The organism is Pseudomonas sp. FW300-N2A2 (genome assembly GCF_017351735.1).
Lineage (GTDB): Bacteria > Pseudomonadota > Gammaproteobacteria > Pseudomonadales > Pseudomonadaceae > Aquipseudomonas > Aquipseudomonas migulae.
This window is the reverse complement of the sequence record NZ_JACNDU010000008.1, coordinates 183,152-209,143: the sequence shown is the minus strand read 5'-3', so window position 1 is coordinate 209,143 and position 25,992 is coordinate 183,152. Positions and strand designations below refer to the sequence as shown.

Sequence of the window (25,992 nt, the reverse complement as noted above, 5' to 3'; positions counted from 1 at the left end):
CTTTTGGTTACTTTGGGGCTTTTCCAAAGTGACTCGCTGTAAAAGCGAAACCATAAGCCGCCGTTACCGCAGCAACGGATATGCACACAATAAAAAACTAAGCCTGCCTAAACCTCATCAACTTCTTCAACAACGGCCGCCCAACCATCAACAAAAACACCGGCCCCCCCACCACCAGATAAAAGTAATAAGTCACCGCCCGCCAAATCAGAATCGCCGCCGCCGCAGTGGATTTCCCCACCATGGGCGCCAGCAATGCAGCCGAGGTCAATTCCGCCGCCCCGGCGCCCCCCGGCAACAGGCTGAACTGCCCCGCACTCAGCGAAAGCATCTGAATCAAAAAGCTCCAGGCCCACTGCAAATCCGCGCCAAGCCCGCGCAACGCCAGGTACAACACGCTATAACGCAGCACCCAATGCACACAGGTCAGGGCAAACACCTTGATCAAAGTCCGAAAGGGCAACTTCAGCGTGTCAGTGAACGCCGCAAGAAAGTGCAGGAGTTTTCGCGCCCAGCGCAGGCGCGTGGTGCCTTTGACATTGAGGCGTGCGAGCAGCCGCCCGCTGAGGCGAATCAGCAGCCGATGGTAGCGCGCAATCACCACACAACTGAGCAGCCCGCCGAACATCGATATCGCACTGACGGTCAGCAGCCACTCCATGCGTTCACTGAGGTGCTGGAACAGCGCATAAATCAGAATCCCGCTTAATGCGCAGAGAAAGAACAGCAGATCGCTGAGTTGGTCCATGGCGAAAACCGCGCTGCCCCGTGCCGGGCGCACCCCGTTGCGGGCCAGCAGCGCCATGATGGTCAGCGGTCCGCCGCTGCCGCCCGGTGTGGCGCAGTAGGCGAACTCGGCAGCCATCACCACGCCGAGGCTTTTGACCGGGCTGACCTTGTCGCGCTCATCACCCAGCAACAGGCGCAAACGCATCGTGTTCACCACCCAGCACAGCAGGATCATGCCGAACATGATCAGCAACCAGCTCAGTGGAAAGCTTTGCAATCGCGACCAGGTCTGGTTGCCACCCAGCAGCAGCGGAATCAGCACCGCCGCGAGCAGTGCGACAAACAGCAGAATCCCCCGGCTCATGCGGCGCGACCGATGCGGTCGCTGTGCAGCGCCAGCCAACGAGCCTTGGTCATCGGCAGGCGGCCTTGGTCGAGTAATCGCTTGAGGGTGTGCAGCCAGTAATCGCGCGCGAACCGATGACGCATGTCCACCGGGTGCAGGCCCAGACGAATCACCGACGCCTCGCGCCAGCGTTGTTCGCGCTGATCGCAGACGAGCTTCGACAAACCTCGCCGCCATGCGCTGCGCGCACTCCAGACCAGTCCCGGCGCATCGACCGGGGTGAAATCCGGCAGACGAATCAGATGCTGAGGATCGCTGGTGTAACTCAGGGGTAACTGGCGCAAGGCCTGGCGCGTACCTTCGCTCATTAACCAGGCCGGAGCGACGAACCCTTCGAGCGGCCAGTGATAGCGATGAAACAGCTCGATACCTGCGCGCAGACGCGTGAGGGCCGCGTCCTGCGACAGCGTGTAGAACTCGCCTTCACGGGTATAAATGCGGCGCATGAACCAGTCTCGTGGCGTGTTGGGCGGCGGCTCGTCATCACAATGAAAATAGCCGTGCAGCGCCAGTTCGTCACCTCGGGCGACACGACCGGTCAGCAGGCGGCGCAACCCCGGGTGTGCCTCCAGATCGTTGTGTCTGTGGTAATCCGGCACCACCAGCCAGGTCATCGGCACTTCACCCAAGGCGTCCACGGCTTCGACAAACGGTTGGTAATCGGCCCAGGTGTGCGGCGCGACGTCATGCAGTACGAGTAACAGGCAGGGCGCGGTCATGGGCTCAACCATTGGCGGCCAGCGGCCATTGGTTGCCGAGGACGGCGTGATAGTGGCCCAGCAGGCTGTCGACTACCGCGTCCCACGAATAATGCCGTTCGACATGGAGGCGCGCTTGTTGGCCGAGCGCGGCACTGCCTGAACTGAACAGCTCCCGCACCGCATTGGCCATCGCCACCGGGTCGTTCGGCGCGCACAGCAGCCCGCATTCTGCGCTGATGATTTCTTCAAAGGCTCCCGCCGCCACAGCTACTACCGGAATGCCGCTGGCCATGGCTTCGAGGATCACCAGGCCAAACGTTTCCTGGTCACCGGCATGCAGCAGCGCATCGGCGCTGGCCATCAACTTCGCCACCTGCGTGACGGGGCAGAACTCATGGATGACGGTGACGTTGTCCGGGACCACGACCGGCATCGACGACCCCACCAGCAACAGGTGATAACGCCGTCCCAGGCGCCGCATGCATTCCAGCAACACCGGCAGGTTTTTTTCCTTGGAACCACGCCCGGCAAAAATCAGCAGGTGCGTGTTTTCATTGATGCCCAGTTGCGTGCGCAGGCTTGGATCCCGGGCATCGGGATGAAAGGTTTGCAGGTCGACGCCCAGGGTTTGGACGAAAACGTTGTTCACGCCCAGGCTGGTCAGTTTGTCGGCCATGATCCGGCTCGGCGCCAAGACCCGGTCGAAGTTGCCGTAGAGCTTTTTGACATACGCTTCGACGTTGGTTGTGACCCAATTGCCCATGCGATTGCTGACCAGCAGCGGCAAGTCCGAGTGATAGAAGCCGATCACTGGCACGTCGAGTTGGCGGCGGGCATCGAGCGCCGCCCAGGCTGTGAGGTAAGGGTCGCCGACTTCGATCAGATCGGGCTGCAAATCCTGCAGGACATTTCGCCAAGGGGCGAGACGGAGAGGGAAACGATAACCCTTGCCGAAGGGCAGGGCAGGGGCCGGAACCGTGTAAACGCCGTCCTGTTCGCTGAGATGTGAACCGGGGATCAGCAGGCTGTGGCGAATGCCGGGTTTGACGCCCAGGCGACGGTGTTTTGCATCCAGATACGTGCGCACGCCACCGCTGGCAGGGGCGTAGAACATGGTTATGTCCGCGATGTGCACGATGAACATCCCTCCGGTCCGTTGTACTCCCTTGGTTGACCTTAATGAAGAATAGATGTTCGGCTGGGGTTTTGTGGTGTGTTACAGACTTCGCGGGCAAGCCTCGCTCCTACAGGTTCACGTAAAACCATGTAGGAGCGAGGCTTGCCCGCGAAGGGGCCCTCAGAATCGCATCAGATCCGGAAACTACCGACCAACTGCTTGAGACGCGCCGCCTGCTGTTCCAGGTCCGAACACGCCCGCAACGTCGATTGCAGGTTTTCCACCCCTTCCTGGTTCAACGTATTGATCTCGGTAATGTCGACGTTGATCGATTCCACCACCGCCGTCTGTTCCTCGGTTGCCGTCGCCACGGACTGGTTCATCCCGTCGATCTCACCAATGCGCAACGTCACGCTGTTCAGGCGTTCGCCCGCCAGGTTGGCGATTTCCACGCTGTCCTGACTGTGGCGCTGGCTGTCGCTCATGGTGCTGACGGATTCGCGGGCGCCGATTTGCAGCTCCTCGATCATGGTCTGCACCTGCTGCGCCGATTCCTGCGTGCGGTGTGCCAGGTTGCGCACTTCATCGGCCACCACGGCAAAACCACGCCCGGCTTCACCGGCACGGGCCGCTTCGATCGCGGCGTTCAGCGCCAGCAGGTTGGTTTGCTGGGAAATGCTGGTGATCACTTCGAGAATCTGCCCGATGTTCACGGTTTTGCTGTTCAGCGATTCGATGTTGGTGCTCGAAGCGCTGAGCATGCTCGACAGTTGGTTCATCGCGACAATGCTGCGATCCACCACCTGTTGGCCGTCTTCGGCGAGGTTTCGGGCATCGCTGGCCTGGCTCGACGCCTGGGCGGCGTTGCGCGCGATTTCCTGGGCCGCGGCACCGAGCTGATTGATCGCGGCAGCGACGCTGCTGGTGCGCGAAGCTTGCTGGTCAGAGTTGTACATCGACGAGTTGGAAGCCGCGACTACACGCAGCGCCACTTCGTTGACCTGGCCGGTGGCCGAAGACACTTCGCGGATCGAACCGTGAATGCGCTCCACGAAACGGTTGAACGCGGTGCCCAGGAGGCCGAATTCATCGTTGTTCTGGATAGTGAGGCGTTTGGTCAGGTCGCCCTCACCGTCGGCAATGTCGGCCATGGCGCGGGTCATGACGTGCAGCGGCTGGATCAGGATGCGGATCAGCATGCCCAGCAAGGCAATGATGATCGCAACTGCGATGACAGTCGCAATGACCGCCGAGGCGCGGAAATCGCTGAGTTTCGCGAAGGCTTTGTCCTTATCCACTGACAGACCGATGTACCAGTTGACGGAAGACAGGCCTTTGATCGGGGTGAAAGTGACGATGCGGGTTTTGCCATCGACTTCCACTTCACTGAAATCGCTGCTGATGCGCGGTGTATTTTTCGGGTACGACTCAGCCAGGGATTTCATCACCAGCGCTTTGTCCGGGTGCACCAGGATCTTGCCATCGGCGCTGACCAGGAACGCATAACCCATGCCATCGAAGTCCAGCGCATTCAGGCTGTCGGCGATCACTTGCAGGCTCAGGTCACCACCGACCACGCCAATGTTCTGGCCGTCCTTGAGCACACTGTTGACGATGGAGATGACCAGTTGGCCAGAGGCCAGATCGATGTAGGGTTCGGTCAGCGCCGAGCCACTGGTGCTTTGGGCGCTTTTGTACCAAGGGCGGGCGCGCGGATCATAGCCATCCGGCATTTTGCTGTCCGGGCGGATGATGAAGGTGCCATCCTTGTTGCCAATGTAAGCACCCATGAAGGTCGACGTCACCGCCTTCTGCTCCAGCAGCTTGGCGACGTTGCCGATGTCCGGGTTCAGCGCGGCGTTTTGTGCGAGGTTTTCGATCAGCAGACTGCGTCCGGTCAGCCAGGTCTGGATATTGTTGGCAGTCACGCTGCCCATTTTTTGCAGATTCTTGTCCAGGTCCTCGCGAATGGCGTTGCGCTGTAGATAGTCGTTGTACAGGGTGAACGAGGCGAACGCGGCAATGACGATGAGGGCGGCGGCAAGCAGGATTTTATGGCTGAAGCGCAGATTTTTGTTCATGGCTTGGGGTTCCGCTAAGGTCTTAATGCCCAAGGCGTGCTTTTATAAGGAAGCGCGCAGTGGGCGGTCATGAAAACAAGCTGATATTTCCGTCCTCTCCTTGGGGGGATTACCGAAGCTTTTCAGTCTTTTATATCGGCCGTGCAGAATTAAAGATTAACCATGGGTGACCAAATGCCTGATTCATCGCAACTCGTTATCGGTGCCGATCTCGCGGGGCAACCGATCGCCCAGGCCATGCGCCTGGCGAACCGTCACGGTCTGGTCGCGGGCGCTACCGGGACCGGCAAGACCGTTACCTTGCAACGACTGGCCGAAGCGTTCAGCGATGCTGGCGTGGCCGTGTTCGCGGCGGACATCAAAGGTGACCTGTGCGGCCTCGGCGCTGCCGGCAACCCGCAGGGCAAGATCGCCGAGCGAATCGCCGGGATGCCCTGGCTGAATCACACGCCGCAGGCGTACCCGGTCACTTTGTGGGACATTCACGGCCAGTCCGGTCATCCCTTGCGCACCACCTTGAGCGAAATGGGCCCGCTGTTGATTGGCGCCCTGCTGGAGTTGACCGACAGCCAGCAATCGGCGCTGTACGCCGCGTTCAAGGTGGCGGACCGCGAAGGTCTGTTGTTGCTGGACTTGAAGGACCTGAAGGCACTGCTCAATCACCTGCGCGACCACCCCGAATTGCTGGGCGACGACGCCGCGTTGATGACCACCGGTTCCAGCCAGGCCTTGTTGCGCCGATTGGCGACCCTGGAACAACAAGGTGCTGAAGCCTTGTTCGGCGAGCCGGCGCTGCAACTCGAAGACATTCTGCAACCGACCGCCGAGGGGCGCGGGCGCATTCACTTGCTCGATGCCAGTCGTCTGGTGCACGAAGCGCCGAAGGTCTACGCGACGTTTCTGTTGTGGCTGCTGGCTGAACTGTTCGAGCAACTGCCGGAGCGCGGCGATGCCGACAAACCGCTGCTGGCGCTGTTTTTCGACGAAGCCCATTTATTGTTTGCCGATACGCCCAAGGCGTTGCAGGAGCGTCTGGAGCAAGTGGTGCGGCTGATTCGCTCGAAAGGCGTGGGCGTGTATTTCGTCACCCAATCGCCGGGCGACTTGCCGGATGACGTGCTGGCGCAGCTCGGCCTGCGTATCCAGCATGGTTTGCGTGCGTTCACTGCCAAGGAACAAAAATCCCTGCGTGCGGTGGCCGAGGGATTCCGGCCGAACCCGGCGTTCGATGCCTTGTCGGTGCTGACCGAACTGGGGATCGGCGAGGCGCTGGTGGGCACATTGCAGGACAAAGGCACGCCAGAGATGGTCCAGCGCGTCCTGGTGGCACCGCCGCAATCACGGATCGGGCCGCTGAGCGAAACCGAGCGCACGCTGCTGATCGCCGGCTCGCCGTTCAAGGGGCGGTATGACAAACCGGTGGATCGCGAATCAGCCTATGAAGTGCTGATGGGGCGCAAAGGCCTGGCGCCGGAACCCGAAGCGGCACCGGGCAAACCTGCGCCAGAAGAACCGAGCTTCACCGACAAGGCCGGGGAGCTTCTCGGCACGGCCGCAGGGCAGGCGCTGAAGTCGGCGATGCGACAGGCGGCCAATCAGCTTGGTCGGCAACTGGTGCGCGGGTTGATGGGGTCACTGCTCGGCGGTAGCAAACGCCGCTAATTTCCTGGCGTATGCATCCCCTTGTAGGAGCGAGGCTTGCCCGCGAAGGGGCCCTTGAGGGCGCCCAAAGCTTCGCGGGCAAGCCTCGCTCCTACAGGGGCCGTGTCAGTCTTTTGGTTTGGCGTGAGCGGCCAGTCGCTCCAGCGCCGCCCGCAGGTTCGGATCGCTGATCCCCTCAGCCGTCGCTTGTATGGTCGCCCCCGCATCCGTCGACAAACTGATGGTATGCCCGGCCGCGCCTTGCTGAACGGTCGGTGGCTGCACCTTGAACAGAATCCGCGTCAGGCTGGCGAACTCATCGAACATCTGCAACTGCCGTTGCAGACGCTTCTGTTGATAACGCAGACGCGTTGCCCAATGTCCGTCAGTGACAATCAGCAATAAACTGCCTTCGCGCCACGACGCCACATGGCAATGTTCGCGCGCAGCGGGCTGCAATTGGCTTTCGAGCAGGCGTTGTAAATGACCCAGGCGTTGAGCATGGCCAAAAATGGCTTTCAGCGGTTTGGCTTCGCGAAGCAGAACGGCGGGTGCTCTGGCCGTAAGAGGGCGAAATGCCATGATCAGACACCTGAAGTAACAGAGCCGCCATGGTAGCAGAAAGCACTGGTTGCACCCGACCCATTGCTTTGCGCGCGCTTTACCCATTAAATCAACAAGTAACTTCTGCCGTCAGTGGCTTGAAGTTCAGCAAAAAGCCCTTATTTTAAGTGAGCCCCGTAACAGCGCAGTGCATGCATCGTGGAACAACGCCACTTTCCTCACCATCGTTTCCGGGTAGAATGCTCGTTCGCATGCGGCCATGAGGGCTGCACGGGCGACTCACGGGGCCGCCCTCCATCCCTTTAGTGTGGAAGATCCTGCCGATATGTTTGCGCCTTTGTTAAAGAAACTTTTTGGAAGCAAGAACGAGCGTGAAGTCAAACGCATGCTCAAGACGGTGCAACTCGTCAATGCCTTCGAAGAGCAAATGGTGGCCCTTTCGGACGATCAATTGCGTGCCAAGACGGATGAGTTCAAGGCCCGCATCGCCAAAGGGGAATCCCTCGACAAGCTGCTGCCAGAAGCCTTTGCGGTCGCCCGCGAAGCCGGTAAGCGCGTCATGGGTATGCGTCACTTCGATGTCCAGCTGATCGGCGGCATGACCTTGCATGAAGGCATGATCGCGGAAATGCGTACCGGTGAAGGCAAGACCCTGGTGGCCACACTGGGCGTTTACCTCAACGCGCTGTCCGGCAAAGGCGTGCACGTTGTTACCGTGAACGACTATCTGGCCCGCCGTGACGCCAACTGGATGCGTCCGCTCTACGAATTCCTCGGCATGACGGTCGGTGTGGTTACACCTTTCCAGCCGCCGGAAGAGAAACGTCAGGCCTACGCCGCCGACATCACCTACGGCACCAACAACGAATTCGGTTTCGACTACCTGCGCGACAACATGGCGTTCAGCATGGAAGAAAAATTCCAGCGCGAACTCAACTTTGCCGTGATCGACGAAGTCGACTCCATCCTCATCGACGAAGCCCGTACCCCGCTGATCATTTCCGGTCAGGCCGAGGACAGCTCGAAGCTGTACATCGAGATCAACAAACTGATCCCGCAGCTGCAATTGCACGTCGAAGAAGTCGAAGGCGAAGTCACCAAGGCCGGCCATTACACCGTCGACGAGAAGACCCGTCAGGTCGAACTCAACGAAGCCGGTCACCAGTTCATCGAAGACATGCTGACCCGCGTCGGCCTGCTGGCTGAAGGCGAGAGCCTGTATTCGGCGCATAACCTGGGCCTGCTGACCCACGTCTATGCCGGCCTGCGTGCGCACAAGCTGTTCAACCGCAACGTTGAATACATCGTGCAGGACGGTCAGGTCGTCCTGGTCGACGAACACACCGGTCGTACCATGCCGGGTCGCCGTTTGTCCGAAGGCCTGCACCAGGCCATCGAAGCCAAGGAAAACCTGAACATCCAGGCCGAAAGCCAGACATTGGCGTCGACCACGTTCCAGAACTACTTCCGTCTGTACAACAAGTTGTCCGGCATGACCGGTACCGCAGACACCGAAGCGTTCGAATTCCACCAGATCTACGGCCTGCAGGTCATGGTGATCCCGCCGAACAAGCCTTTGGCGCGTAAAGACTACAACGACCTGGTGTTCCTGACCGCCGAAGAGAAATACGCGGCGATCATCAACGACATCAAGGAATGCATGACTCACGGCCGTCCGGTGCTGGTGGGTACTGCAACCATCGAAACTTCCGAACACATGTCTGCGCTGCTGCAGAAGGAAGGCATCGAACACAAGGTCCTGAACGCCAAGTTCCACGAAAAAGAAGCCGAAATCATTGCCCAGGCCGGTCGTCCAGGCGCACTGACCATCGCCACCAACATGGCCGGTCGTGGTACCGACATTCTGTTGGGCGGCAACTGGGAAGTGGAAGTCGCGTCTCTGGAAGACCCGACGCCGGAGCAGATTGCCCAGATCAAGGCCGACTGGCAGAAGCGTCACCAGCAAGTGCTGGAGTCGGGTGGCTTGCAGGTGATTGCGTCCGAACGTCACGAATCGCGCCGTATCGACAACCAGTTGCGTGGTCGTGCAGGTCGTCAGGGTGACGCCGGTTCCAGCCGTTTCTACCTGTCGCTGGAAGACAGCCTGATGCGCATCTTCGCCTCTGACCGGGTGAAGAACTTCATGAAAGCATTGGGCATGCAGTCCGGTGAAGCGATCGAGCACCGCATGGTGACCAACGCCATCGAGAAGGCTCAGCGCAAGGTTGAAGGCCGCAACTTCGACATTCGTAAACAACTGCTCGAGTTCGATGACGTCAACAACGAACAGCGTAAAGTGATCTATCACATGCGCAACACGTTGCTGGCCGCCGACAACATCGGTGAAACCATCGCCGACTTCCGTCAGGACGTACTCAACGCTACCGTCAGCGCCCACATTCCACCGCAATCGCTGCCTGAGCAGTGGGACGTGGCGGGTCTGGAAGCGGCATTGCAGAGCGACTTCGGTGTGGCGCTGCCGATCCAGCAATGGCTCGACGAAGACGATCACCTGTACGAAGAAACCCTGCGCGAGAAGCTGATGCAGGAGCTCATCGCGGCGTACAACGAGAAAGAAGACCAGGCGGGCGCCGACGCGCTGCGCACCTTCGAGAAGCAAATCGTGCTGCGCGTGCTGGACGACCTGTGGAAAGACCACCTGTCGACCATGGACCACCTGCGTCACGGCATCCACTTGCGTGGTTATGCGCAGAAGAACCCGAAGCAAGAGTACAAGCGCGAGTCGTTCACGCTGTTCTCCGAGCTGCTGGATTCGATCAAGCGCGACTCGATCCGTGTGCTGTCGCACGTTCAGGTTCGCCGCGAAGATCCGATCGAAGAAGAGCAACGCCTGCGCCAGGAAGCCGAAGCACTGGCGGCGCGCATGCAGTTCGAGCACGCTGAAGCACCTGGTCTTGATCAACCGGAACAGCTGGGTGAAGAGCTCGATGTAGCCCTCGCCACCGCACCGGTTCGCAACGAACAGAAGCTGGGCCGTAACGAACTGTGCTACTGCGGTTCGGGCAAGAAGTTCAAGCATTGCCACGGGCAGATCCAGTAAAACCCGTTTCATACGCTGAAATACCCGCGCCGCGACCGGCATCAGCCGTCGCGGCGTTTTGCCATTTACACCACCGTTCTTCCTGAAAGCGGTGCAGACATCATTTATTAAGGAGCGCATTCATGGCTGTTGGTCTTGGTCCTTTGCCAACGTTGCACCCGGTTGCCGGTTTTGAACTCGGTATCGCCTCGGCCGGCATCAAGCGTCCTGGACGCAAGGATGTCGTGGTCATGCGCTGCGCCGAAGGCTCCACCGTGGCAGGCGTGTTTACCCTGAACGCCTTTTGCGCCGCTCCGGTGATCCTGGCCAAGCAGCGTGTGCAAGGTCCGGTGCGTTACCTGCTGACCAACACCGGCAACGCCAACGCCGGCACCGGCGAGCCGGGTCTGGCCGCCGCCGAGCGCACCTGCGCGAAACTGGCCGAACTGACCGGCGTCGATGCCAGCCTGGTGCTGCCGTACTCCACCGGTGTGATCGGCGAACCGCTGCCGGTCGAGAAAATCGAAGGCGCGCTGCAAGCCGCTCTCGACGACCTGTCGGTGAACAACTGGGAAGCTGCCGCCACCGGCATCATGACCACCGATACCCTGCCGAAGGGCGCCAGCCGCCAGTTCGAGCATGACGGCGTGACCATCACCGTTACCGGCATCAGCAAAGGCGCGGGCATGATCCGTCCGAACATGGCGACCATGCTCGGCTACATCGCCACCGACGCCAAAGTCTCCCGCGACGTGTTGCAAAACCTGTTGCTGGACGGTGCCAACAAGTCGTTCAACCGCATCACCATCGACGGCGACACCTCAACCAACGACTGCTGCATGCTGATCGCCACCGGTCAGGCGGCACTGCCGGAAATCACCTCCGCCAGTGGTGAACTGTTCGCCAAGCTGAAACAGGCTGTGTTCGAAGTGTGCATGGACGTGGCCCAGGCCATCGTGCGTGACGGCGAAGGCGCGACCAAGTTCGTCACCGTTGAAGTCAACGGCGGCGGCAATCACCAGGAATGCCTGGATGTTGGCTACACCGTGGCGCACTCGCCGCTGATCAAGACCGCGCTGTTCGCATCCGACCCGAACTGGGGCCGCATCCTGGCTGCCGTTGGCCGTGCCGGCGTACCTAACCTGGACGTGAGCAAGATCGACGTGTTCCTCGGCGAAGTCTGCATCGCCAGCCGTGGCGCCCGCGCATCGACCTACACCGAAGCCCAGGGCGCAGCGGTGATGCAGCAGGAAGAAATCACCATCCGTATCGAACTGGGTCGCGGCGATTGCAGCGAAACCATCTGGACCACGGACCTGTCCCACGAATACGTGAAGATCAACGCCGAGTACCGTACGTAAGACAGATCGCTTTCGCGGGCAAGCCTCGCTCCTACAAGGATCGCGCAATCCCTGTAGGAGCGAGGCTTGCCCGCGAAGAGGTCCGATCAGACACCAAAGATTCTGGCCTGTCCCCCCTCATCAAAAGGTCCCGAACATGAGCCTCCACCTGATCATCGGCGACAAATTGCATTCCTCCTGGTCCCTGCGCGGCGCCCTGGCCCTTGACCTGGCCGGTGCCCCGTACACCGAAGAATTGATCAAACTGAACCAGCCGGACACTCGCGAGCAGTTGCTCAAGCATTCGCCGACCGCCAAAGTCCCGTTGCTGAAAACCGAGCACGGCACCATCGCCGATTCCCTGGCGATTGCCGAGTACCTGGCCGAACAATTCCCTCACTCCGGCCTCTGGCCCAAAGACGTCGCGGTCCGCGCCCAGGCACGTTCAGCCTGTGCACAGATGCACGCCGGCTTCTTCGCCATGCGCGGCAACATGCCGTTTGACCTGAGCCGCGACGCACCTTTGTCGCCGGTCCCGGCTGACGTCCAGGCGGACATCGAACGCATGCTGGCGTTGTGGGCCGAGTGCCGCGCAGCCGCGACCGAAACCGGTCCATACCTGTTTGGCCGTGCGACCCTGGCCGATGCCTTCTTCGCACCCATTGCCGTGCGCCTTCGCACCTACCAGGTGAAATTGCCGGTGGCGGACGAGGCCTACGTCGAAACGATCTACCAATGGCCAGCCTTCAAGGCCTGGCAAAAGGCGGGTCTGGAGGAGGTCGGGCAGTGAAACGAGTACACGTAGCCGCCGCGGTTATCCGCGATAGCAGCGGCAAGATCCTTATCGCCCGGCGCGCCGACACTCAGCATCAGGGCGGTCTTTGGGAATTCCCGGGTGGCAAGGTCGAGGCCGACGAATCCGTGGAAACTGCGCTGGCCCGTGAGCTTCATGAAGAGCTGGGAATTGTGGTCAATGCCGCGCGACCGCTGATCAAGGTCCGCCATGACTACCCGGACAAACAAGTGTTGCTGGATGTCTGGGAGGTCTCGGACTTTTCCGGCGAACCTCACGGTGCCGAAGGCCAGCCTTTGGAATGGGTGGCGCCGCGTGATCTGCCGGGCTATGAGTTTCCGGCCGCCAACCAGCCAATCGTTGCGGCGGCGCGATTGCCTGCGGCTTACCTGATTACGCCTGAAGATCTGGAAACCCCTGCGCTGCTGCGCGGTATTCAGAAAGCCATCGCCAACGGCATCAAGTTGATCCAGCTGCGGGCGCCCAACGGCTACGACCCGAAATACCGTGATCTGGCGGTGGACGCAGCCGGGCTGTGTGCCGGCAAGGCGCAGTTGATGATCAAGGGACCGTTCGAATGGTTGGGCGATTTCCCTTCGGCCGGTTGGCACATCACCTCGGCACAGCTGCGCAAATACGCAGCGGCCGGTCGTCCGCTACCGGCGTCGCGCTGGTTGGCGGCGTCCTGCCATAACGCCGAGGAACTGGCGTTGGCCGAGCAGATGGGCGTGGACTTTGTGACCCTGTCGCCGGTGCAGCCGACCCTGACGCATCCGGGGGCTCAGCCGCTGGGTTGGGAGCAGGCTTCGACGTTGATCGAAGGTTTCAGCAAGCCGGTGTTCTTGCTCGGCGGTGTTGGGCCGGCGCAAGTTGATCAGGCTTGGGCGGCAGGCGCCCAAGGTGTGGCGGGGATTCGGGCGTTCTGGCCGGATTCTTTGGTGTAGCGGATGGCCTCATCGCCGGCAAGCCGGCTCCTACAGGGTTACGCGATCCTTCTGTAGGAGCCGGCTTGCCGGCGAAGGCGTCCTGAAGGACGGCGATTAAACCTCGGGTTTCGCAGCAGGCTGCCACAAAATCTCCGCAACCCCCTGACGCCTGGCAATCACCCGCGCCACCACAAACAACAGATCCGACAACCGATTGATGTACGCCAGGCCAACCCCGGCCAACGGTTCAAGCGCATTCAAATGCTGACATCGGCGCTCGGCACTGCGCGCCAGGCTTCGACACACATGCGCTTGGGCAATCAGCGCCGAACCGCCCGGCAGAATGAAATTCTCCAGCGGCCCCAGCTCTTCATTCCACACATCGATCGCTGCTTCCAGGCGTTCGATTTCTGCCGCATTCAACGCCTGATATTCCGGCATGGCCAGTTCGCCACCGAGATCGAACAACCGATGCTGGCAAGGCGCCAATACCTCGATCACTTCGTTTAATCCGGGAAACTTTCCAAGTTCCGCTTCGAGCCCGGCCAACAGCACGCCGACCTGGCTGTTCAATGAATCGACTTCGCCAATGGCCTCGATCCGCGGGTGGTCCTTGGGCACGCGGCGGCCGTCGCCCAGCCCGGTTTCGCCTTTGTCGCCGGTGCGGGTGTAGATCTTCGACAAGCGAAAGCCCATGGTTACCTCGAAAGCTGATTGAGTTCTTGAGAAACGAGCGGGGTGCTCGTCAACGGCAGGCGCAAGGTGAAACACGTGCCCTGGCCCAGGGTCGATTGCACTTCCATCTGACCCTTGTGGTTGTTGGTGATGATGAAATACGAAACCGACAAGCCAAGCCCGGTGCCCTGACCGATTTCCTTGGTGGTGAAGAAGGGTTCGAAGGTGCGTTTGCGCACGCTCTCGCTCATGCCGATGCCATTGTCCTCGACCTGGATTTCCGCCCACGGTGGATTGAGTCGGGTCCGCAGGATGATCCGTCCCGGCTCGCAGCCGTCCTCGCGCTGGTGAATGGCTTGCGCGGCGTTTTTCAGCAGGTTGAGCAGCACTTGCTCAAGTTCGTTGGCGGTGCCGGGCACGGGGCCCAGAGCGGGGTCGAACTGACGAATGATCGCCTGACCCTTGAAGTCAAAGCCAATCGCCAGGTCAAAGTCGTTGCCGGCGATTTCCACGGCTTGATCGATCAGCGCCGGCAAATCGCACGGCGCCATTTGCCGGGTGCTGCGGCGGCTGAAGCTGAGCATGTGGGTGACGATTTTCGCCGCCCGGGCGCCAGCCTGTTGAATGCCGTCGAGCAGCTGCGGCACCTCACGTACTTTCAGGTACTCGTTGACCGTATCCAGCTCAACGCCGACTTGTTCGGCCTGTTCGAGGTTTTTTGGCAAGTCCGGGGACAGGCGTCGACGAATGTTCTGCACGTTGTGCAGGATCGCGCCAAGCGGGTTGTTGATTTCGTGGGCCATGCCGGCGGCGAGGCCGCCAACCGAGAGCATTTTTTCCGACTGCACCATCATTTCCTCCAGCGACAGGCGCTGGGTGATGTCGTCGATGCGGATCACCACACCACGACCGGCACCGCCCATCAGCGGGTAAAAGGTCAGGGCGTAATGCTTGGGTTCATCGTCTTTGAGCCAGGTCACGCGCTCGATCTTCGCGACCGTGTGCTGCTCGACGGTTTGCTTGAGCTGCGGCAGAAACGGTTTGAGCGGTTCGAACGCAAGGAAGATCGGCTGATTCAGCGCTTCATCCAGGCGTGTGCCGGAGAGGGCGCTGGCCTCCTGATTCCACTGTGTTACGTAGAGCTGCTCGTCGAGGGCGATCAGCGCCGACGGCATGGAGTCGATGATGCTGTTGAGGTAATTCTGGAACCCGGTGAGTTTTTTCTCGATCTTGCTGCGCACCTGGACCTCGAGTTCCAGTTTGCGGTTGGTGTGGCGGGTTTCTTCGGCCAGGCCCTGGGCCTGATCGTAAGCGGCCTGGGATTCGTCCCGTGCCCGTTTGAGTTGCTGCTCCCGTGCCTCGATACGCGAGAGCATGGTGTTGAACGCCTCGGCCAGGCTGCCGATTTCGTCATGGTTGCCGCGTGAGGCGCGCAGGGCGTAGTTCTCCTCCCGGGTCACTTGCCGGGACAGCTCTTCGAGTTGATGGATCGGCCGGGTAATCAGGCGTTTGATCTGCCGGGCGATCACCAGCCATAACAGCACGCTGAAGATCAGAATGCCGAGGCTGGCCGTCAGGGTCCCGGTGTAGAAGGCCATCGGCAGTTCGCTGCTGGCGACCAGCAGCAGATGGCCGGGCGCGGTGCCGGGGCGGGGCAGGGTGATCACTTGGTTGCTGCGAAATTCGGTGGCTTGCCAGGATTCGATGTGGCGATAACGCTCAGGCAGGCCCAAATGATCGCCGCGTTGCAACTGCGCCAGCCTTTCGCCCTTGCCGTCATACAGGGCTGCCGCGCGCAGCGGTGAATAGCTGTTGAGCTCATTGAGCAGCCGCTCGGCATTTTGTGGTGACTGCAGCGCTTCAGCCACCAGGCTCGGGTTGGACACCAGTCGGCCGATGGTCTGCAAGGCCTGGGGCGCCATGCTTTCCTGGGAAATGTAGTACGCGGCGCTGATAAAGGTCAGGTTGGCGACCAGCAAAACGGTGGTCAACAGCACCAGCAGGGCGGCCAGCAGTTTCTGGCCGACGGGAAGGTTTTCAAGGCGCTGGCGCAATGGCATCAGGTTTATCGCTGAAAAGGAACAAGTGGCCAGCGTAGCCGCTGCTCAGTCGCTGGGCAATCCAAGGCTGTGCAGATGGGCGATCAAGCGTGATTCAAGCTGATTGAGGTGCGGCAGGTTCAGTTGGTGTCGCGAAGCCACTTTGCAGACATAGCCCAACAGGTAGCTGATTTCGGTACGGCGTTGATTCGCAACGTCCTGATACATGGACGAGAAATTGGCTGCAGTGGCGTGAATCACCCGTTCCACTTCCGGCTGGAGGTTTTCGGCGGCGGCCGGCTGGCCACAGCGTTCAAGAAGCTCGGTCAGTTCGCCGCAGAGGGTCGCGACTTCGCAATGGTGGTCCTGCAAGCCGCCATTGCGGCAATCGTGCAACACCGTCAGTGGATTGATCGCGCAGTTGAGTGCCAGTTTCCGCCAAAGCCGGGTCAGAATGTCGGTGCTCCACTCGTGGGGAATCCCGGCGGCGCTCACGTCATCCAGCCAGATCGGCGCCACAGGATGACCGGCATCCCCCAGCCAAGTGTAACCGTGACCGGCGAATACCACGCGCCAGTCACCGTCGCGATACGCGCCTTCGGTGCTCGAAGCAAAAATGCAGCGCGCTTGCGGCACCTGCGCCGCAACGGCGTCCTGACTGCCAAGGCCGTTCTGCAACAGGATCAATTCGGCACCGGACGTGAGGCGCGGCGCCAGTCGGGCCACGGCTTGCTCGGCATCGTAGGCTTTGCAGGCCACCAGCAGGCGGTTGATCGGCTCATCGCTGTCGGTAGTTTCGCCGGGGATGGCATACGTTGTTGCTTCACCGTGCTCCACCAGCGTCAAGCCGCCCGCAGCCTGATAAGCCTGCAAGCGCGGCGCATCCCGCACGATCAGCCGGACCGGCACCCCGGCCCGCGCCAGACGCGTGGCCCATAAAGTGCCGAGGCTGCCGGCGCCCAGAACATGCCAGGTGGTGGACATCAGCTTTTTGCTCTGTTTGAGGCGTGCATCGGACGCTCGCAGTGAATGATGGGAAAGACCCGTTATAATCAGCGCGGATTTTAACCGCAAGCCAGGCGTGCTCCATCTTGATCGAGCGCGCCCTTTATTGGAGAGATTACATGCCGTCGTTCGACGTGGTATCCGAACTGGACAAACACGAAGTCACCAACGCGGTCGAGAACGCCGTCAAGGAACTCGATCGTCGTTATGACCTGAAAGGCAAGGGCACCTTCGAGTTCAAGGAAAAGGACCTGACCGTCAACCTGACCGCTGAAGCCGATTTCCAGCTCGAAGCAATGATTGAGATCCTCAAGCTGGCGCTGGTCAAGCGCAAGATCGACGTGCAGTGCCTTGAAGTCAAGGATGCCTATGCGTCGGGCAAGCTGATGAAGCAGGAAGCCGTTCTCAAGGAAGGCATCGACAAAGAGCTGGCAAAGAAAATCGTCGCTCACGTCAAGGACGCCAAGCTCAAGGTGCAGGCCGCCATTCAGGGCGAGCAAGTGCGCATTACCGGCAAGAAGCGTGACGATTTGCAGGAAGCCATCGCAGCCCTGCGCGCCAAGACATTCGACATGCCGTTGCAGTTCAACAACTTCCGCGACTGATTTTTTCAGACGGGAACCTCTCGGCGTTTTCGGCGTCCGAGGCCCAAGCAGCGGCAGAAAGGCTGTCCCCGAACGGGAGCAGCCTTTCTGCCGCTTATTTTTTTCGCGTGCCGTGTGGCCGGAAATCAGGAGAATGTAGATGGACTTGAATGCTGAAGTGGACAACCTGGTCAAGGCGTCCCAAGCCTGGATTCCGATGATCATGGAATACGGCAGCCGGGTGCTGCTGGCGATCATCACCCTGGCCATCGGCTGGTGGTTGATCAACAAAGTGACGCAGAAGCTGGGCGGCCTGATCGCGTTGCGTAACGCTGACCTGGCGCTGCAAGGCTTCATCAGCAGCCTGGCGAACATTATTCTGAAGATCTTGCTGATCGTCAGCGTGGCGTCGATGATCGGTGTCGAAACCACCTCCTTCGTTGCTGCAATCGGTGCGGCCGGTCTGGCCATCGGTCTGGCGTTGCAGGGCAGTCTGGCGAACTTCGCCGGTGGCGTGCTGATTCTGTTGTTCCGTCCGTTCCGTATTGGTGACTGGATCGAAGCTCAAGGTGTTGCCGGTACGGTCGACAGCATTCAGATTTTCCACACCGTACTGCGCACTGGCGATAACAAGACCATCATCGTCCCGAACGGCAACTTGTCGAACGGCATTATCACCAACACTAACCGTCAACCCACCCGCAAGGTTGTGTTTGATGTGGGCGTGGATTACGAAGCGGACTTGCAGAAAGCCCGTGAAGTATTGCTGGATCTGGCCAAGGATGATCGCATCCTGGCTGAGCCGGCTCCGCAAGCTGTCATTTCTACCCTGGGCGACAGTTCGATCACTGTTTCCCTGCGAGTGTGGGTGAAGACGGCGGATTATTGGGATGTGATGTTCATGTTTAACGAACAGTCCCGTGACCGGTTGAAAACGGCCGGTATCGATATCCCGTTTCCACAACGGGTGATTCGTGTGGTGCAGGAATCTGCGGTGCAGTAAGCAACACGCAGGCAACAAAAAGGCCCATCCGAAGATGGGCCTTTTTTATTTGTTACCGCAAACTAACTGGATGCGATTACAAAATCGACAGTGGGTAGTCGACGATCACACGGAACTCTTTCACGTCGCCTTCACCTTCGTCGGCGTTAGCAAAGTGCCAAGCTTGACGGAAGCGAACGGACAGATCTTTTGCCGGGCCAGACTGAACAACGTACTTGGCTTCGAAGTTGGTTTCGTTGTGCTTGCCATCTTCACCGTACAGGCCGGTGTAAGCGCTGCCTGCTGGGGTGTTGGTACCGTCGATGTCCCAACCTTTCACGTAACGGGTCATGAAGCTCAGACCTGGAACGCCGTACTCAGCCATTTTCAGATCGTAACGGATCTGGGCAGACTTCTCGCCAGGGGCGTTGAAGTCAGAGTACTGGATGGAGTTGGCGAGGAAGATCGAGTCGCCACCGCGGTTGTTCTTGCCGATACCGACGTAGTCGAACGGGGTATCGCCATTAACCTTTTGGAAGGCCAGGGTGATGGTGTGCGCTTTCAGGAACGAGAGAGCAGTTGCCAGCGAGAATGCGGTGTTGCTGATGTCACCAGCTTTCGAATCACCGGTATCGGTGGTGCGATAGATGTTGAAGTCAGTGTTCAGCGACGTGTCACCACCAAATGGAGTGGTGAGGTTCACGTTGGCGTAGTACTGGTTCCAGATGTCTTCCAGCTGGGCGCCATACAGCGATGCGGACAGGTTGTCGGTAATGCCGTACTTGCCACCGAAGTAGTCCATGCTTTTGGCTTTCACGCCAGCATAGTTTGCAAACAGGTCGCCGTCGCGGGAGTTTTTGTCCTGGCTGGAACCCGAGTAGAAGTGGCCGGCTTCGAGGTCAAGGTCTTTGACTTCGCTGCTCTGCAGTTGGATACCGCTGGCAACTTGAGGAAGGATACGGGAACCGCCAACAGCAAACACTGGAGCAGTGCTTGGCGACATGTCGCCGATTTTCAGCTCGGTTTTGGAAACGCGGAATTTAATGGCCGCGCCTGCTTTACCCTGGCTGTCGTTGACGTTGCGGCCACCGTTGGCGTTTACGACGTCGCTACGGCTCATGTTGCCCGAACCGGAAGTGCCATCGCCGCCATCCAGTTTGATGGCCAGGTAACCGAATGCATCAACACCAACGCCGACAGTACCTTGGGTGTAGCCGGAGTTGTAGGTGCCCCAGAGACCTTGGGTCCAGTCTTTGACGTCGCGGGCGCCGTCTTTGTTGTCACGGTTGAAGTAGTAGTTGCGGACCAGCAAGTTCAACGAGCTGTCTTCAACAAAACCTTTGGCTTCAGCCTGGTCACTTACGAAAGGTGCGGCCGTAGCCACTTGAGTACTGGCTGCTGCTGCAACTGCCAGTGCGATCATGCTCCACTTCATCACGCGCATCGTGATTTGCTCCTTTGGTTTTAGAAGAGTACTGCCGTCCCACCTGTTTTATTATCTGGGCGGCTCTTTCTTTTTGTGTCGGCGCAAACTTATATCACGCCGACCATGTTGGCGATACTTGCGTATCTATCCTTTCAGCTTCTTTACGACCCCGTCGCAAACAGCTTGGTAGATGTCGCAAATTTACAGCCCCAATGCAACCGGAATGACAACGTCATCGCTGTTTTCCAAGGCGTGAGCATCGGTAAAAAGAGTCCCTGGTGAAACGTTTGAATCTCCATCGGGCAACCCTGCCACTGTTTTTATTTGCCTGAAGGCTTCCACTTCCAGTGGTTGCATTGCAGGCGATGTGAGTGTGAATGCAACAAGCGTGCACAAATCAGAAAACTGCTGTTTTTTTTTCTGAACGCCTGCGTGTTACCGTAAAAACCTCATAAAACCGGGGGTTACAAGCACCTTTTAATGGGGCTTGACGCCACGGTTTGCATCGTGTTGCGCCCTCCTGGCCGACTGCGTGACAAACAAAAACGTTACCGGTTCACCCCGCCAGTGGGTAATTGGCGGATACCCGACGCACTCAGCGTAGACGCACTGTGCGGTTTTGGTGCAAAAAATTTTAATCGCTGTACTGAATTCATACAGCATGACTGCTGAGTGATTGCGAACAGGTCGTTGTCTGTCAGTCATTTCAGCGTTTTTTGCATGATCATCGGTTCTGTAATGGTGCGCCCTTGCGAAAAATGTCTCATGTCGGGGCGCGCATTCTGCAGGTCGCTCGAATTTCGATGGGCCTTCGGCCGTGGTTCGTCGTGAAGGCGGTGGTGTTCACAGGTATGCTGCCGTCCTGTCGCTTGGTGCGTCGTCCTGCGTGGAGGGGCGCTAAGCTGAAAATGATGACTAGACGGGAGTGCGCGCAGTGTTCGCTTTAGATCCACGACTTCAACAAGACACGTTACCGATCGGGGATTTCCCGCTCAGCCGGTTGCTGTTGTCCAATGATTCGAACTACCCGTGGTTCATCCTGGTACCTCGTCGCGACGATATCAGCGAGATATTTCAGTTGGATGTCGCTGATCAGGTGCAGCTCTGGAAGGAAACGACTGCGCTGGCGGAAATGCTCAAGGACTCGTTCGACGCGGATAAATTGAACGTCGCGGCCCTGGGTAACGTCGTCAGTCAGCTGCACATGCATGTGATTGTGCGCAAGCGTGAGGATGCCGCCTGGCCAGCCCCGGTCTGGGGCAAGCACCCGGCGAAGCCTTACAGTGCAGAGCAGATCGCGGTGATTCGCGAGCGGCTGCGCCTGGTGTTGACCGATGATTTTACGTTTCTGGAGGGTTGAATCATGAGCCTGGAAGAACGCGTTACCGATCTGGAGAGCCAGCTGGCCTTTCAGGATGACACCATCCAGGCATTGAGCGATGTGCTGGCGACGCAGCAGCGTGCCGTTGAGCGTCTGCAACTGCAAATGGCGGCCTTGCTCAAGCGCCAGGAGGAAATGGCCGGCCAGTTCGAAACGTTCGAAGAAGAAGCGCCACCGCCGCATTACTGAACATGCAGGCGTAAAAAAACCGCGAGCAGCCTGGCTGTTCGCGGTTTTTTTTAGCCTTGAATCAGCGTCGCGGAAGAGCGGCGATCACGTCTTCGGCTTGCAGGCCCTTGTCACGATTCATGACGGAGAACTCCACGCGCTGGCCTTCGACCAGGACGCGATGACCCTCGCCACGAATGGCCCGGAAATGCACGAAAATATCATCGCCGGAATCACGGGAAATAAACCCGAAGCCTTTGGAAGTGTTGAACCACTTCACGGTGCCGGTATCGCGGTTGGTCATGTCATAGCTTGGCGAAGCGGTGGCCGGTGAAGATTTGTAGAAGCTGATGGCCAGATGAAGAAGCACGGCGATCAGGGCCGCCACCAGGCTGAACAGTACGGCAGGTTGACCGGCGATGACAGGCATCGGCGCGAGCAGCGTCAGGGTTTGCAATACGACAGTCAGAACCAGCAGGGCGCTGACCAGGTTTTGCAGTTGATGACGCGGGCCTTTGTTCCAGTAAGGGATTACAGGTGCGAGGGTAAGGTTGAGCAGGCCGAAAAAGGCCAGGTAAAGCGCATCGGGTTGTTGCAGGTAAGGAACAGCTTCGGATCGCAGGCTAGGGATGAAGGACAGCAGCAGGGCCGCTGCGCCCATTAGCAGGTGGACGATTTTCAACATTTTGATTAACTCACGTTAAGACGGATCACAAGGAAGAGCTGATGGAGCACGGTTCGCTTCAGAACAATAAGAGGCGTTGAGCACGTACTCGTTATCAGCCTATGCGCAACGCCCGGAAAAATAGGGCTTTGCGACACACTGCCTATTTAACAGCAAAGCTTGCGGCTACTCAAATCAGGGAGTCCGGCGGTGCATCGGGGGCGATATGTCGCAGGGAGCGGGGGCATTCCCGCCTGCGGTGTGGCGACAGGCTTGCTAGAGTGGTCCTGCACCTGTCGGATGAATTTGATCACCTTTAGGGGAAAAGCATGGCAATCGATATCGGTATCAGTGAAGAGGATCGCAAGTCCATCGTCGACGGACTTTCGCGTCTGCTGTCGGACACTTATGTACTTTATTTGAAAACTCATAATTTCCACTGGAATGTCACCGGTCCCATGTTTCGGACCCTGCACCTGATGTTCGAGGAGCAATATAACGAGTTGGCCCTGGCGGTCGATTCGATTGCCGAGCGCATTCGCGCGCTGGGCTTTCCTGCTCCGGGTGCCTATTCCATTTATGCGCGCCTTTCTTCTATCAAGGAGGAGCCGGGCGTGCCCAGCGCAGAAGGCATGATCAAGCAACTGGTCGAAGGGCAGGAGGCCGTCACGCGTACGGCGCGGGGGATCTTTCCCCTGCTCGACAAAGTCAGCGACGAGCCCACGGCGGATTTGCTGACCCAGCGTATGCAGGTTCACGAGAAAACCGCATGGATGTTGCGCGCCTTGCTGGATGAGTAACGCGTTCAGTGCGCGGATGGAGCCTTGCAGGTGTTATCCGCGCGCTGTCGTTTCGGCCTCTCTTCGTTGAATGATCTTGCGCCAGTAGGTGTAGGAAATTGTCCGGACTAGGACGGTCTCCATGATCCGCCTTCAGTTGTTGGCTTATCCTACGTGGATGGTCAAAAAGTCATCTGGATATAACTTTGCGCCTGCGCTTTTATAAGAATCACAGCATGACTCTTATAAGAACCAGGGATGGCAAAGGAGTGTCAACGGTATGGTTTATGAAGACAGGCGAAGCGAGGGGAGGAACGGTTCATTCAAGGATGTAAGGATCGATCCGTTTGTCAGTGAGTTCGATATGGGCCTGGCCCAGCCATTATCCCGATCCGTACGCTTGAATGGCTTTGCCACCTGCTTGCGGCTTGAGCAGGTGTATTGGGATATTTTGGGGGAAATGGCCAGGATCAATTGCTGTTCGGTCAGTGCGTTGTTGTCTCACGTGGATCGAGAAGTGCATTTGCGCCACGGCGGGGTGAAGAATTTCAGCGGGCTGGTGCGGGTTGTCTGCGTTGTGCACAGCCTGAAGGAAGGGAGTTGCGTCGTCATGGCCTAGCCGTGATGGCGGAATGCATCGTGTGTCAGTCTGTGCAGTCTTACGGCTGCACAGGCTGCATTTAATGGATATAATCCCGCTCTTTGCCGCAAAACCCAGCGTGCGCGGTAGCAATCTGATCGCCGAGACAACCCCCATGCCGATGTACGACTATCAATGTGCTTCCTGTGGTCATCAGTTGGAAGCCATTCAAAAGATCAGCGCAGCACCGCTGGTCGACTGCCCTGCCTGCCAGGCGCCAGAGCTCAAGAAGATGCTGTCCATGCCGGGCTTCCGCCTTAGCGGCACCGGCTGGTACGAAACCGATTTCAAGACCGGTTCCAAGAAGAACCTGGCCGGCGGCGATAAAGCCGACTAGGGTCTGGAACCTGAGTTGAACGACACGTGCGAGCTCTTGCACCATCCCGTGTGCAAGGCCTCTAACCGAATTTCGAATTACGAGAAGTGAAACCACTACCATGATGCGCAGCCATTATTGCGGCCAACTGAACGAAAGCCTGGAAGGCCAGGAAATTACCCTTTGCGGATGGGTTCACCGTCGCCGTGACCACGGTGGGGTGATTTTCCTCGATATCCGTGATCGTGACGGTCTGGCCCAGGTGGTGTTCGACCCGGACCGCGCTGAAACCTTCGCCGCCGCCGACCGCGTGCGCAGCGAATACGTGGTTAAAGTGACCGGCAAGGTCCGCCTGCGTCCGGCCGGTGCCGGCAACGCCAACATGGCGTCGGGCATGATCGAAGTGCTGGGCTACGAGCTGGAAGTACTGAACGAATCGGAAACCCCGCCGTTCCCGCTCAACGAATATTCCGAAGTGGGCGAAGAAACCCGTCTGCGCTATCGCTTCCTTGACCTGCGTCGCCCGGAAATGGCCGAGAAGCTGCGTCTGCGTTCGCGCATGACCACCAGCATCCGTCGTTACCTCGACGAGAACGGTTTCCTCGACGTCGAAACGCCGATCCTGACCCGTGCCACCCCTGAAGGCGCACGTGACTACCTGGTGCCGAGCCGTACTCACGCTGGCTCGTTCTTCGCCTTGCCGCAATCGCCACAGCTGTTCAAGCAGCTGCTGATGGTGGCCGGCTTCGACCGTTACTACCAGATCGCCAAGTGCTTCCGCGACGAAGACCTGCGTGCCGACCGTCAGCCTGAATTCACCCAGATCGACATCGAAACCAGCTTCCTCGATGAAAAAGACATCATGGGTCTCACCGAAGGCATGATCCGCAACCTGTTCAAGGAAGTGCTGGATCTGGAATTCGGTGAATTCCCGCACATGACCTTCGAAGAGGCCATGCGTCGTTACGGTTCCGACAAACCGGACCTGCGTAACCCGCTGGAACTGGTGGACGTTGCCGATCAACTGAAAGAAGTCGACTTCAAGGTCTTCAGTGGCCCGGCCAACGATCCGAAATGCCGTATCGCTGCCCTGCGTGTTCCTGGCGCAGCGAGCATGCCGCGCAAGCAGATCGACGACTACACCAAGTTCGTCGGCATCTACGGTGCCAAGGGCCTGGCGTACATCAAGGTCAACGAGCGCGCCAAAGGCGTTGAAGGCCTGCAGTCGCCAATCGTCAAGAACATCCCTGAAGCCAACCTCAACGTGATCCTCGATCGCGTTGGCGCAGTGGATGGCGACATCGTGTTCTTCGGTGCCGACAAAGCCAAGATCGTCAGCGAAGCCCTGGGTGCACTGCGGATCAAGGTCGGTAACGACCTGGACCTGCTGACCTGCAAGTGGGCGCCAATGTGGGTCGTCGACTTCCCGATGTTCGAAGAAAACGACGACGGCAGCTTCACTGCCTTGCACCACCCGTTCACCGCGCCGAAATGCACCCCGGAAGAGCTGGAAGCCAACCCGGCGACCGCCCTGTCCCGTGCCTACGACATGGTTCTGAACGGCACCGAGCTGGGTGGCGGTTCGATCCGTATCCACCGCAAGGAAATGCAACAGACGGTATTCCGCCTGCTGGGTATCAATGAAGCGGAACAGGAAGAGAAATTCGGCTTCCTGCTCGACGCCCTGAAATACGGCGCGCCGCCGCACGGTGGTCTGGCCTTCGGTCTGGACCGTCTGGTGATGCTGATGACCGGCGCCCAGTCGATCCGTGAAGTGATCGCCTTCCCGAAAACCCAGAGTGCTGCCGACGTGATGACGCAAGCACCGGGTGTGGTCGATGCCAAGGCATTGCGCGAACTGCACATTCGTCTGCGCGAAACGCCAAAAGCTGAGTAAGGCTGACCCTGAAGGCGCATCCTCATGGGATGCGCCTTTTCTTCAGGTCGAGATTTTTTGTTTGCTGGCCGGCACTCCGTGTGTGGCGGGCAATGTTT

23 protein-coding genes are annotated in these 25,992 nt (G+C 59.0%); 13 read left to right on the top strand and 10 right to left on the bottom strand.

Going from position 1 to position 25,992, the window contains the following annotated elements; translation table 11 throughout:
• Positions 1-97 precede the first annotated feature (97 nt).
• The 4 genes from J4E42_RS14110 to J4E42_RS14095 form a co-directional block, all read right to left on the bottom strand.
• Positions 98-1,093, bottom strand: coding sequence for a lysylphosphatidylglycerol synthase transmembrane domain-containing protein (locus J4E42_RS14110; protein ID WP_008043336.1), 996 nt, complete (start codon positions 1,091-1,093; stop codon positions 98-100).
• Positions 1,090-1,866: a DUF2334 domain-containing protein gene (locus tag J4E42_RS14105; RefSeq protein ID WP_207285467.1), complete on the bottom strand. Its 777-nt coding sequence runs from the start codon at positions 1,864-1,866 to the stop codon at positions 1,090-1,092. Before J4E42_RS14105 ends, J4E42_RS14110 begins: the two co-directional genes overlap by 4 nt.
• Complete coding sequence (locus J4E42_RS14100) at positions 1,859-2,980, bottom strand: glycosyltransferase family 1 protein (protein ID WP_008043334.1); 1,122 nt, start codon at positions 2,978-2,980, stop codon at positions 1,859-1,861. The genes J4E42_RS14105 and J4E42_RS14100 overlap by 8 nt, the downstream gene beginning before the upstream one ends.
• Before the next feature lie 164 nt (positions 2,981-3,144).
• Positions 3,145-5,034, bottom strand: a complete 1,890-nt coding sequence (locus J4E42_RS14095) for a methyl-accepting chemotaxis protein (RefSeq protein ID WP_207285466.1) — start codon at positions 5,032-5,034, stop codon at positions 3,145-3,147.
• Between the two features lie 174 nt (positions 5,035-5,208).
• Here J4E42_RS14095 and J4E42_RS14090 point away from each other — a divergent pair, with 174 nt between their 5' ends.
• Positions 5,209-6,696, top strand: coding sequence for a helicase HerA-like domain-containing protein (locus tag J4E42_RS14090; protein ID WP_032832797.1), 1,488 nt, complete (start codon positions 5,209-5,211; stop codon positions 6,694-6,696).
• Between the two features lie 105 nt (positions 6,697-6,801).
• On the opposite strand, the gene J4E42_RS14085 is transcribed toward J4E42_RS14090, so the two are convergent.
• Positions 6,802-7,257 carry a DUF721 domain-containing protein gene (locus J4E42_RS14085; protein ID WP_008029261.1) on the bottom strand — a complete coding sequence of 152 codons (456 nt, stop codon included), beginning with the start codon at positions 7,255-7,257 and terminating at the stop codon, positions 6,802-6,804.
• A 307-nt stretch (positions 7,258-7,564) separates the two neighbouring features.
• On the opposite strand from J4E42_RS14085, the gene secA reads away from it, so the two are divergent.
• The 4 genes from secA (at position 7,565) to J4E42_RS14065 (ending at position 13,356) form a co-directional block, all read left to right on the top strand.
• Positions 7,565-10,300 carry a preprotein translocase subunit SecA gene (secA, locus tag J4E42_RS14080; protein ID WP_207285465.1) on the top strand — a complete coding sequence of 912 codons (2,736 nt, stop codon included), beginning with the start codon at positions 7,565-7,567 and terminating at the stop codon, positions 10,298-10,300.
• 122 nt (positions 10,301-10,422) lie between these two features.
• The gene (argJ, locus tag J4E42_RS14075; protein WP_192229098.1) at positions 10,423-11,640 is read left to right on the top strand and encodes a bifunctional glutamate N-acetyltransferase/amino-acid acetyltransferase ArgJ; all 1,218 of its coding nucleotides are present in this window, start codon (positions 10,423-10,425) and stop codon (positions 11,638-11,640) included.
• A 136-nt stretch (positions 11,641-11,776) separates the two neighbouring features.
• Positions 11,777-12,409, top strand: coding sequence for a glutathione S-transferase family protein (locus J4E42_RS14070; RefSeq protein ID WP_008043330.1), 633 nt, complete (start codon positions 11,777-11,779; stop codon positions 12,407-12,409).
• Positions 12,406-13,356, top strand: a complete 951-nt coding sequence (locus tag J4E42_RS14065; protein ID WP_207285464.1) for a Nudix family hydrolase — start codon at positions 12,406-12,408, stop codon at positions 13,354-13,356. Before J4E42_RS14070 ends, J4E42_RS14065 begins: the two co-directional genes overlap by 4 nt.
• A 96-nt stretch (positions 13,357-13,452) precedes the next feature.
• On the opposite strand, the gene J4E42_RS14060 is transcribed toward J4E42_RS14065, so the two are convergent.
• Genes J4E42_RS14060 through J4E42_RS14050 form a run of 3 tightly spaced genes read right to left on the bottom strand, consistent with a single transcriptional unit; the run spans position 13,453 to position 17,036 of the window.
• Positions 13,453-14,034, bottom strand: a complete 582-nt coding sequence (locus J4E42_RS14060; protein ID WP_207285463.1) for a cob(I)yrinic acid a,c-diamide adenosyltransferase — start codon at positions 14,032-14,034, stop codon at positions 13,453-13,455.
• Between the two features lie 2 nt (positions 14,035-14,036).
• A complete protein-coding gene (locus J4E42_RS14055; RefSeq protein ID WP_008029248.1) occupies positions 14,037-16,073 on the bottom strand; it encodes a PAS domain-containing sensor histidine kinase in 2,037 nt (678 codons plus the stop codon).
• 45 nt (positions 16,074-16,118) lie between these two features.
• Positions 16,119-17,036 carry a putative 2-dehydropantoate 2-reductase gene (locus tag J4E42_RS14050; protein ID WP_207285462.1) on the bottom strand — a complete coding sequence of 306 codons (918 nt, stop codon included), beginning with the start codon at positions 17,034-17,036 and terminating at the stop codon, positions 16,119-16,121.
• A 140-nt stretch (positions 17,037-17,176) separates the two neighbouring features.
• Between J4E42_RS14050 and J4E42_RS14045 the strand changes: the two genes are divergently transcribed.
• On the top strand, positions 17,177-17,662 hold the full coding sequence (locus tag J4E42_RS14045) for a YajQ family cyclic di-GMP-binding protein (RefSeq protein ID WP_007906601.1): 486 nt from the start codon (positions 17,177-17,179) through the stop codon (positions 17,660-17,662).
• A gap of 139 nt (positions 17,663-17,801) precedes the next feature.
• On the top strand, positions 17,802-18,644 hold the full coding sequence (locus tag J4E42_RS14040; RefSeq protein WP_008043325.1) for a mechanosensitive ion channel family protein: 843 nt from the start codon (positions 17,802-17,804) through the stop codon (positions 18,642-18,644).
• 76 nt (positions 18,645-18,720) lie between these two features.
• Here J4E42_RS14040 and J4E42_RS14035 read toward each other — a convergent pair whose 3' ends face one another.
• Positions 18,721-20,067, bottom strand: a complete 1,347-nt coding sequence (locus J4E42_RS14035) for an OprD family porin (RefSeq protein WP_008043324.1) — start codon at positions 20,065-20,067, stop codon at positions 18,721-18,723.
• Positions 20,068-20,983: 916 nt separating this feature from the next.
• Between J4E42_RS14035 and J4E42_RS14030 the strand changes: the two genes are divergently transcribed.
• Positions 20,984-21,409 (top strand): HIT domain-containing protein, encoded by a 426-nt coding sequence (locus J4E42_RS14030; RefSeq protein WP_008029239.1) that lies wholly within the window; start codon positions 20,984-20,986, stop codon positions 21,407-21,409.
• A 3-nt stretch (positions 21,410-21,412) separates the two neighbouring features.
• Positions 21,413-21,619 (top strand): SlyX family protein, encoded by a 207-nt coding sequence (locus tag J4E42_RS14025; RefSeq protein WP_008029236.1) that lies wholly within the window; start codon positions 21,413-21,415, stop codon positions 21,617-21,619.
• A gap of 61 nt (positions 21,620-21,680) precedes the next feature.
• Here J4E42_RS14025 and J4E42_RS29620 read toward each other — a convergent pair whose 3' ends face one another.
• Positions 21,681-22,283, bottom strand: coding sequence for a cold-shock protein (locus tag J4E42_RS29620; RefSeq protein WP_008029235.1), 603 nt, complete (start codon positions 22,281-22,283; stop codon positions 21,681-21,683).
• A 308-nt stretch (positions 22,284-22,591) separates the two neighbouring features.
• Here J4E42_RS29620 and J4E42_RS14015 point away from each other — a divergent pair, with 308 nt between their 5' ends.
• From J4E42_RS14015 to aspS, 4 genes are all read left to right on the top strand, one after another.
• Complete coding sequence (locus J4E42_RS14015; RefSeq protein WP_008029233.1) at positions 22,592-23,062, top strand: Dps family protein; 471 nt, start codon at positions 22,592-22,594, stop codon at positions 23,060-23,062.
• A gap of 259 nt (positions 23,063-23,321) precedes the next feature.
• Positions 23,322-23,660, top strand: a complete 339-nt coding sequence (locus J4E42_RS14010) for a ribbon-helix-helix domain-containing protein (RefSeq protein ID WP_008029232.1) — start codon at positions 23,322-23,324, stop codon at positions 23,658-23,660.
• Positions 23,661-23,796: 136 nt separating this feature from the next.
• Entirely contained in the window at positions 23,797-24,018 is a 222-nt protein-coding gene (locus J4E42_RS14005) for an FmdB family zinc ribbon protein (protein ID WP_010457489.1), read from the top strand.
• Between the two features lie 100 nt (positions 24,019-24,118).
• Positions 24,119-25,894 carry an aspartate--tRNA ligase gene (gene aspS / locus J4E42_RS14000; RefSeq protein WP_008029229.1) on the top strand — a complete coding sequence of 592 codons (1,776 nt, stop codon included), beginning with the start codon at positions 24,119-24,121 and terminating at the stop codon, positions 25,892-25,894.
• Positions 25,895-25,992: the final 98 nt, after the last annotated feature.